General features: G+C 41.8%; 2 protein-coding genes. Both read right to left on the bottom strand.

The window, feature by feature from the left end:
* Positions 1-139 precede the first annotated feature (139 nt).
* Positions 140-694 (bottom strand): hypothetical protein, encoded by a 555-nt coding sequence (locus Q0413_RS10320; RefSeq protein ID WP_298990062.1) that lies wholly within the window; start codon positions 692-694, stop codon positions 140-142.
* A gap of 351 nt (positions 695-1045) precedes the next feature.
* Positions 1046-1331 (bottom strand): cation transporter dimerization domain-containing protein (locus Q0413_RS10315; RefSeq protein ID WP_298990059.1); only part of this gene is annotated, 286 nt, incomplete at its 5' end.

Genomic DNA, 1331 nt, shown 5'->3' with positions numbered 1-1331 from the left:
AATAATGAGTGAAATTTAGCCAAAATTTTGAGCATAGTTTAAATTTGCGGCTCGATTTACAGCTAAATTCGCAGCGCAGAATTTTAAAATTTAGCGGCGCGAATCGCGCTGGGTGTAGACGCAATTTGCACTGCTACTTTTATGCGAGCTTGCAATAAAGCATGAAGCAGGCTATGAGCGCGAGCAGTATCGTTACGATGACGCGGAGCTTAAAATCTACATTAAAGCTCGCGCCTAGATTTTTCAAAAGCCCGCTTAGCATAAAACCAGAGCGTTTAAATAGCGCGTATGTGAGGCACACAGACAATAAAAATGTGCCGCCGAAAAAGTAAAGCTCGTACCGTAAAAGCAATAATCCAAATATCAAACACAAAGAGCCCATCACGATCATTGACGCAAAGCATGCGCAAAATGTTATGAAAAACATAAAATCTAGCTTGCAATCTATGCCTAGAATTTTGTATCTAATCATCCTAAATGCGAAATATCCGCCGAATAAAAAAGCCGGCAAGAGCTTTTGCGCAAACGTGAGAAAATAGGCAAAAATAGGCGAGCGTGGAGTGGAGGCAAAATCGATTTCGATCCCAAGCTCGTTTAAAATAGTAAAAAGCATAAATCCCGCAACGCCGAAGCTTGCATAAGAGATCAAAAGCGAGATGAAAATTATCCGTATGGGGCTTTTGTCTTGGTTCACGAGCAGTCCTTTAGATTTTCGAGATTATATAAAATTCCCGCTTTCTTCGCTATAAAATTTAGATGAAATTTTGCTTACTCGCGGTATTTGAAGCGTATGAAATTCTGATTTTGCGGTTAAAATTTGGAGTTAGAATTTGGCGGCAGAATTCCTAAGTAAGAATTTTGCGGCGAGAATTCTATAAAGAGAATTTTGCAATTAAAATTTTAAAATTTAAAATCTCGAAATTCTAAAATTCCGAAATTCCACGATGCGGGCAAAATTTAAAATTTAAAACTCAAGCCAAATTTTAAATTCCAACTCAAGCTAAATTTCAAAACTATAAGTTGAGCAAAATTCCAAATCCAAAATTTAATGACTATGCCCCAAATGCTCGACATTGTCATTTGACCTTACTTCGCAGATTAGCTCGTCAGCACATTCGTTCTCGCTGCTTTCAAGCTGCAGCGTCGTGTGCGTGATGCCCAGATGCTCCATTTCGTGCGATATTTTGCGCAAGATCCGCTCCGCCTCGCGCACGCTCAGCTCGCCGCTGACCACGATGTGAGCCGTGAGCGCGTTTGCGCCGCTCGTGATGCTCCAGACGTGCAGGTCGTGCACCGAAAGCACGCCGTCCACGCCCCTGATCTGCGCGACG

The organism is uncultured Campylobacter sp. (assembly GCF_938045465.1).
GTDB lineage: Bacteria > Campylobacterota > Campylobacteria > Campylobacterales > Campylobacteraceae > Campylobacter_B.
The sequence above is the reverse complement of the archived record's forward strand: the minus strand, read 5'-3'. Positions and strand labels throughout refer to the sequence as shown.